Source organism: Vreelandella boliviensis LC1 (assembly GCF_000236035.1).
GTDB lineage: Bacteria > Pseudomonadota > Gammaproteobacteria > Pseudomonadales > Halomonadaceae > Vreelandella > Vreelandella boliviensis.
The window spans coordinates 385,211-392,649 of record NZ_JH393260.1 but is presented as its reverse complement, the minus strand read 5'-3'; the positions used below and the strand labels follow the sequence as shown (position 1 = coordinate 392,649).

Genomic DNA, 7,439 nt, shown 5'->3' with positions numbered 1-7,439 from the left:
GTTTCCTCGATCCTACCAAAACTTAGCCGTCAGTGAGGTTTTTCTACAGCCTCAACACCCGCAGCACGGGCAAAATTTCCGCTGCGCTTCAATTTTGCCCCTGTGCCTGCGATTGTTAGGAGCAGCTACGATTGACCCCGTTTTCAGAAAAGTAACTATCCCACTCTTCGAGGCATTCTTTTGCCAACGCATAGCAACATTCCTCACCACGTTCGGTTTCTATCGTGACTTCCTCAATGCTGACCCTTGCCATACTTGTCTCGGGACCAATAGTCATATTTGATTTCAAGTGAAAGACGCCAATTTCCGAGTTGCTTCTTCTCTTCCGCAGATTCTTATGCTTAAGCCGGTTACAAATGTCAGCACAAATCCTCATTGCCGGACTTTCATTAATAAAGTCTTCGACATTGCCCCAGTCGCTGTATTCAGGGCTATGTTTAACCCAGTCTTTTAGGTGATAGCAGATCTCAAAAAAGGAATACAGCTCAAACTCAACATTTCCACCGTGCTCTGGGAAAATCCCATTCCGTACTGGCTCCAGCTTACTGAACTGATACCGGAGACGGGCACGTTGATAATCCATTATATCTCCTAACAGATATTAGACTGCCTATCTTATGATTGAATGAATGTGCTGGCACTTTTTCCGGCAAATGCAGCCTGCCAGATTCTTACAATCCTTTTATTCTTTTGCCTATTAACTTCCATTAGGCTGTATAGCCAAAATTCGCGCTCCTGCTGCATTTCCAAGAATAACCGCTTTGGGTCGAGCCCTGACCATGAATTAACCTTAGCACATGACGAGCGTGAATTGAGCCATTCTTTGACCTCCACCTGATGGAGGATCATGCCATGAACGTTCCGACTGAAATCTCATTTACACCTTGGAATAAAGGCAAGTTGGTTGGGCAGAAGGCGCCTCTGCGCCTTCGAGATATCTGGGCCATACGTGTGCGCCTACAGCTTGCCAAAAAGACGAGAGACCTTGCCCTCTTCAATTTAGCCATTGATAGCAAATTACGGGGCTGCGACCTTGTCAATTTACGAGTACGAGATATAGCCCATGGTACGTGCATATCACCACGAGCCATCGTGATGCAGCAAAAAACGCATCGACCTGTCCAGTTCGAAATAACCGAGCAAACCCGCATTGCTATTATGGATTGGATACAGCTTGCTCAACTCAGAAACGAAGATTTCTTGTTTCCCAGCCGCATCAATAGCGCAAAGCATCTTTCAACACGCCAGTATGCCCGTATCGTGAAAGCATGGGTCACTGAAATAGGCCTGGAGGCGTCAGTGTATGGTACGCATACGATGCGCCGCACCAAAGCGTCGCTGATATACCGTCGAACGAAAAATTTAAGGGCAGTGCAACTGCTCCTGGGTCACACAAAGCTGGAAAGCACCGTCAGGTATCTAGGGATAGAGGTCGATGATGCGTTGGAAATGGCAGAACAGACAGAAGTTTAATAAGGACAAACGACGGCCTATCCCGGGCCGTCGTTGTTCGGCCAAAAGCGGTCTTTAAGTCAATGCTTGGCACACATGTCGGTTTGAAGCGGTAGCGCAGAGGATAAGCGCTCATCGTGCCACTTGTTAAATTCCGGTTGCATCTTCGTACAGTGTCATGTGTAATTGAGTCAGTTGTTGGGCTGTGTGTCATTTATCGACCCAGTGTGCTGTTTGGTAACCATGTCTTGACTACGGGGTCGCTCCCTTAACTCTGACAAACCCAATTCGCAAGCGCTGGCGGCCCTTCAGCTCTCGTCTTTGAGCTTGTAATACGCAGATTTTAAAACAACTCTTCTATCTATGTGTTGGCTCAACATTGCGCTTGCTTGCCAGCATTTTGGATATCTAATTTCTTCTATTGCTTTTATGATAACAGTGATGGGCTGGATCCCCATTTTTTGTTTGGCAGAACACCTCACCTTCTCATATTTCAACAAATGCTCTGTAGAACGATAAATAAAGTTGCCACTTGCCCACTCTTTATTACTAGTAATAGCGTGATCAGTTGAAGGTTGAGTGATAATTTTATCCAAGTATGGGATCAGATCTAAACTAAATTGCTTATATTTTGCTGCTCTATTTGCACGAAACATATGACGCCAACCCAAACGCGTGAACTCAATATTACCCAGTGCAGGGGAAAAAACCTCGCCTATATTTTTATATCCAGTGTGAACTAGCTTTCTTTGGTTACTATAATTCCCCTCTTTTCTTCGAATAATTACACCCGTGCCACCAAATGCATTCGTAGTCGCCTTAGACATACACCTTGCCAAATCATAGAGCGTGGCTGGTGAAACTCGGTGATATGATCCATAGGTTCTAGTAGAAATTCTTGAATCAGGGTGAACATAGGACCAAAAAGCTTCGTTTGTCTCCCTACAGAGCCAAATTACGCATATATCATGCGAGGTTCGTTTAGCTGCCTTAATTGCTGCTGAAGTCAGATTGAATCCTTGGGGCATCCTCTGTCCATAGGTCGCACCAGATTTCACCTGTATCAGAACAATCATTCTCTCCTTGGAATACCAAGGGTGCTCTGTAGATAGTATTAGATCAATCTTACTATTGTCCTCTTCTCTAGTCCCCCAACAAACTTCGCCACGACAAGCGGAAACCATTAATGAGGCCGCCAACGTTTCAGCATCACTTCCATTTTGTGAGTTGGACTTTACAGTCTGATCTGGAATCACATTTTTTTTTGATTTTAGTAGGCTTTTCATAATTTTCAGTAACTTTAACGCCACCATTAACAGCTGCCGAAGCAACTCGTAGGCAGTCCGGTGGAGGCCGCGAATTTTGCGGCCGGAGGGAATTTAATGGCTTTTTTAGGTGATGATGCCATAGTCTTTAGGGTCGATTGCATTAACAGTTTTAAAATGATCTAAATAGACATTGCTATCGTAACCAGATGCTGTGATGGCATTGCCATATTCAGTAACAATTTTTCTTACCGCCTCGGTTATGAGCGCCATAACACAAATATAGGTTAAACTCCAGTCTCCATGAGGCGAAGCATCCACTTGTTCTTTTATAGCTTCAAGATTCCAAAACTTGTTTATAGCAGGGAGCCTTTTGGCATTATTGCTATTTGAAATACCCTCCTGGAACCAAACTACACTAATATAAAGTGGAGAGTCTGCCATGCCCGGGTCTGTGACATTGTATTTTATTAGTACCGGTGCCCCTTGAATACTTCTTGACCAAGCATCTCTTAGATTATTTTTTAGGCGGCCAGATTGATGCTGAAGGATATGGCGAATGCACAATATCGTAGTTATTGCATCGTGCTCATATAGAGAATCTACCAACTCTGCGTCTTTTAGAGCACACATCATTCCGTAAATACTATTAAATATATTTAGGCAAGCAATTTCTACATTGCTGATGCCTTCTTCAGGCTCGTTTATACCTTTTATGAAATATTCAAGCCTTATTATCTCTTCTGGCAATAATCGCAATGTGTTTGATAAAACATCAAACTGATCGTTCAGTTTACTCATATGTCTCAACCTTGATTTCAACTAACAGGTATTAGGCTACATATCCTGTGATTGAATGAACTTGTCAGCATGTTTATCCGAAAAATGCAGTCTACAAAATCTACTCTAGGTCTTAGATACGAATAGATACTAATTTCTATTAGGCTTAATATAAAAATTTCGTGTGCCTGCTGCATTTCTCGGAATGTCCGCTCAGGGTCGTTCAGATACCATGCTCGGATACTAGATCGGACCCTCGTAGCTACCCTGGCCTCTAAACTATCCATCAGCGTTCAGTCGCTCTTCGACTTCCTTGACAAATGGCGATGGCATATTCGCCGCGTACATCATATGTAGTTCCTGTTTGGCGCGCGTAAAGCCCACATAGAATAGTCGCCGCCACTCGACGAGACGCTGGTTACTTTGGTTATGCCATGGGATGGTTCCATCGTTCATACCGAACATGATAACAACCACGAATTCACGGCCCTTCGCACTATGGAGCGTTGAAAGGCTAATACAGTTCTTGCCCTCGCTCCTTCCTGCAAACTGCCCCAAGGTCATTTCTGCGCAATCGCCATCGGGAGCGGCACGGTCGATAAAAGCACCGAGGGTCTCACCCTCGTCCTGCAACGTGCGGCACCCCTCGATCAGTTCCGCGATCGCTTCCCGTCGCATTTCGTTAAGCCACCAATGGAGTAGAACGGTACTGTCCCGTCGTTCCCATAGCGTCTTTAGCAGCCGCCGCTGAAATAAAAGGACATCACCTTCCGCAGTCAAGGATTCTGAAAAAATGCGCTGCCCATCATTCATCAGGGTCCTGAACCGCGGCGTGCCGGTACGCCAACCTCCGCAACACCACTCGGCACATTGTTCCAGCCAGCGCATCAGGCGACTAGAGCGAGGGTAAAGAGAATTCTTATCAGTTCTTATCGTCTGCAGACCGTAGTTCTGCGCGGCGCTCGCCACCGCATCGCCTATAGGTGCCGACGGGTAAAGAATTGCGATATCCGAGAGCCGCAAATCGGGCAGGCGCTCCCTAATATCGGGAAGCAGCGACGAAAAGAGGTCGTCTGCCTGTTGGTCGCGGTTCCCTGTTCGGGGATGGAAGTGTATCGTTCCTTCATTCGCCCCTTCAGCAGCTTCATAGTCGCGATCCTCGCCGAGAGCGTAACGCGAGCCGGTCACGATCCGGGACCCGCAACGATAGTTCAAACGTAGGTGGACAGTCTCAACATCGTCGCGTCGTGAAAGTTGCTGAAGCAGATCCGGGCGTGCCCCATTGAACCCGTAGATCGACTGATCCGGGTCACCAACGGCGAACAGGCGCATCCCGGCACTAAAGCAGAGCCCCAAAACCATGCGGTGCAACGCACGGCCCAAGTCTTGATACTCGTCGACGACCAAAACCGGATACTTCGCAAGAAGCGCGCGTTGAAGCCACTCATTGGCGCGCAGCGCCCGTAAGGCCAGCAGGGGCATGTCGTCAAAATCGATGCGCCCCATGGCCCGCAACTCGTCCTCAAAGGCCTCAACAAGGGCCGCCAATACAGGGTCGCGCTCACGCCACTGGGGACTATTTCGGTTCAGGATCGCTCGGCGGTAATTACCCATTCTGAAGTCCCACGTCTGCGGGTTATCAGGGCCGTCGATGACGCTTCTGTAGGCGCGTTCAAGCGCGCGGGCCCGCTCACTTTGCGTCGCGACGCTGAACTCGTCAGGAAGGCCGAGCCCCGCCACCTTTGCGTATGGCAATACGATCTGAGTCAGCGAGAACGAATGAACTGTGCCGATGAAGACACGGCCTCCAGGTTCGATACCGAGGGCCGCCAACCGGCTTTCAAGTTCCCTCGCGCACTCATTGTTGTAGGTGATGCACGCGACGCCGCGCGGTTCCTGGACATCCTCAGCTAGGAGGCGTGCGAGCTTTACCGTCAGCGTCTTTGTCTTGCCGCTGCCCGGTCCTGCAAGGACAACGCAATGGCCATGGGAATCGTAGGCCGCCCACTGGCCAGGATTACGGCGCAGTGATTCTGCTGCCTGTAAATAAAGCGCTCGCTCAGACACGGTCTGCTACGAACTCAATGGCGCGCTTTATATAGGCGGGCGGTTCGATGCCCTCTATGCGGGAGGCAAGGCGCTGCGCAAAGCGACCCTTGCCAACGGATTCGATCAGCTTGAGATAGTTCTCGACATCCAGAGTATCTCGGTCAACTTCCCAGCCGTCGATCCAGTTTCGTCGTTCCTGACTCCATTTCTGTTCCCTCAATACCGCAATAATTTCGGCTGTAAAGTCCTCATCTATGAAAAGATCAACTTCAAGGGTATGCGTGTTTGTGAAGACGCCAAAGTTCTCGCATCTGTCGCTGAAATCATCCTCGTTCTTAGCGAGTTCTTTGAGCTCATTCACCACCTCGACGGGCTCATCGCCCGCCCTCTCATGCTCCATAGCCGCGATGAGTTTCAAAGCACGGTTCATGCCAAGAGGATTTTTACCTTCAACGGGATCCCAGTCAGTGACAATCGAGAAGGGGATATCAAGTGCGGTCAGAAACTTCGCGTAGGGCTTAAAGTTCGTGCCGGCGACAGAGCAAACCGTAATGCCGGCGTGATCAAGCGGATGGCCAATTGTTTCAGCAAGCACTGGCAGCAGGAACTTCTCGGCGTCGCCTTCGACCAGGATGATGCCGCGGGCGAACATCATCTCCGCTCTTGTGACATCAAGGTAGCGGGCAAGATCCTCTTCATCGGCTTCAGAAAGGGAGATGCTTGCCGTGGAATGTCCGACAGCCCCGTCGTCGGCTGTCTCTTTAAGCAGCACTAGAGAGCGTAGCGGCGCAACGCTGGCAATATGCGGCGAGTGCGTAGTCAGCAGGATCGAGAGAGGGGTACTCTCGTCATCGCCACCAATATCCTCGAAGAGATTCCGGTAGACAGACCGTTGCAAATGCGGGTGCAAATGAGCTTCCGGCTCCTCGATCGCCAGGAGTGTGTGATCCCGCAAGTTCTCATTCATCTGGCGTTGCAGTTCGAGGCTCTTTAGGGTGAGGAAAACAATATTTGCAGAACCAAGGCTGGCATCGTTGATCGCTCTCTGACCGTCATCAATCAGTAATCTTATGTTGCGGTAGAGCCGCGTGGCCTCTGTAGCGCCAAACCCTAGCCGGGGTTTGATGTCCTGTTTTGGGCCGCTCATCTCGGCGAAGCGCGTGCCGAGCTTCTCCTCCAGCTCCTTCACAGCCTCAAAATCGCCAAGTCGGGCTGTCGCTGCTTGAACCGCGTCCTTTATCTCCTCAAGCTCGTTGCGCTCGACGCCGCGGAACGCGCTTTCGATTAGCGGCCGCAACGGCGACCGGCGCCAGGTTGCAAGATCGCCCTCCGCGTCTCTGAGCGCGGGAAGCACCTCCATCGTAATCCGGCGTCGCTGCGCGTGCCCGAACGTCTTCGTGTCGCTCTCTCCCCCGTAGCAGACGAACTCATATTCATCCTCTGACGCTGGCGAGCCTTCCAGATCGCCTCTGGGCCGGAACTCGTAAGTGAGGCGTACCGTCTCCGGGTCGTCATCAAGACGGAAATCCGTCATTTCCGCCAGGATATCTAAGTCGTCGTCGAAGTCCTTGATTTCGACAGCCACAACGATCTTGTCATCTTCGTCCGGCTCTCCTAACCCGTCCCAGAAGTCGTCCAGACCGAGTTGGCGGGCGCTGTCAGGGAGTGAGGGATCGAATATCAGGCGGATCGCGTAGAGAAGGTTGCTTTTGCCGACTCGGTTTTCACCGACCACAACAATGTTGCCGTCAAGCGCGACATCTAGATTCGAGAAATTCCTGAAGTTTTCAATTTTTATTCGTGACAAATACATTGCGCGCCCAATCTTTCCTAGTGTTCGAGATAGGGATGACCAACCGCTTCAGTTCGATAGCCGTTGTTCGAAGCTTTGAC

Annotated in this window: 6 protein-coding genes; 1 reads left to right on the top strand and 5 read right to left on the bottom strand. The window is 49.8% G+C overall.

Annotation, left to right across the window (positions count from 1 at the left end):
• Window positions 1-115 precede the first annotated feature (115 nt).
• Window positions 116-583 carry a hypothetical protein gene (locus KUC_RS18770; protein ID WP_040481672.1) on the bottom strand — a complete coding sequence of 156 codons (468 nt, stop codon included), beginning with the start codon at window positions 581-583 and terminating at the stop codon, window positions 116-118.
• A gap of 269 nt (window positions 584-852) precedes the next feature.
• Between KUC_RS18770 and KUC_RS18760 the strand changes: the two genes are divergently transcribed.
• Window positions 853-1,473 carry a tyrosine-type recombinase/integrase gene (locus KUC_RS18760; RefSeq protein ID WP_040481667.1) on the top strand — a complete coding sequence of 207 codons (621 nt, stop codon included), beginning with the start codon at window positions 853-855 and terminating at the stop codon, window positions 1,471-1,473.
• Between the two features lie 287 nt (window positions 1,474-1,760).
• Here the strand turns inward: KUC_RS18760 and KUC_RS19635 are convergent, their stop codons facing one another.
• The 4 genes from KUC_RS19635 to KUC_RS18740 all read right to left on the bottom strand — a co-directional run bounded on the left by KUC_RS19635 (window position 1,761) and on the right by KUC_RS18740 (window position 7,359).
• Window positions 1,761-2,765: a hypothetical protein gene (locus tag KUC_RS19635; RefSeq protein WP_007114841.1), complete on the bottom strand. Its 1,005-nt coding sequence runs from the start codon at window positions 2,763-2,765 to the stop codon at window positions 1,761-1,763.
• Window positions 2,766-2,843: 78 nt separating this feature from the next.
• Window positions 2,844-3,518, bottom strand: a complete 675-nt coding sequence (locus tag KUC_RS18750) for a hypothetical protein (protein WP_007114840.1) — start codon at window positions 3,516-3,518, stop codon at window positions 2,844-2,846.
• A gap of 258 nt (window positions 3,519-3,776) precedes the next feature.
• The gene (locus tag KUC_RS18745) at window positions 3,777-5,564 is read right to left on the bottom strand and encodes an ATP-dependent helicase (protein ID WP_007114839.1); all 1,788 of its coding nucleotides are present in this window, start codon (window positions 5,562-5,564) and stop codon (window positions 3,777-3,779) included.
• The gene (locus KUC_RS18740) at window positions 5,557-7,359 is read right to left on the bottom strand and encodes an ATP-dependent nuclease (RefSeq protein WP_007114838.1); all 1,803 of its coding nucleotides are present in this window, start codon (window positions 7,357-7,359) and stop codon (window positions 5,557-5,559) included. The genes KUC_RS18745 and KUC_RS18740 overlap by 8 nt, the downstream gene beginning before the upstream one ends.
• Between the last annotated feature and the right edge of the window lie 80 nt (window positions 7,360-7,439).

What these genes read in the sequence shown, in the direction of transcription:
- KUC_RS18770 (WP_040481672.1), bottom strand. Translation starts at nt 583, where the DNA reads ATGGATTATCAACGTGCCCGTCTCCGGTATCAGTTCAGTAAGCTGGAG.
- KUC_RS18740 (WP_007114838.1), bottom strand. Translation starts at nt 7,359, where the DNA reads ATGTATTTGTCACGAATAAAAATTGAAAACTTCAGGAATTTCTCGAAT.
- KUC_RS18760 (WP_040481667.1), top strand. Translation starts at nt 853, where the DNA reads ATGAACGTTCCGACTGAAATCTCATTTACACCTTGGAATAAAGGCAAG.
- KUC_RS19635 (WP_007114841.1), bottom strand. Translation starts at nt 2,765, where the DNA reads ATGGTGGCGTTAAAGTTACTGAAAATTATGAAAAGCCTACTAAAATCA.
- KUC_RS18750 (WP_007114840.1), bottom strand. Translation starts at nt 3,518, where the DNA reads ATGAGTAAACTGAACGATCAGTTTGATGTTTTATCAAACACATTGCGA.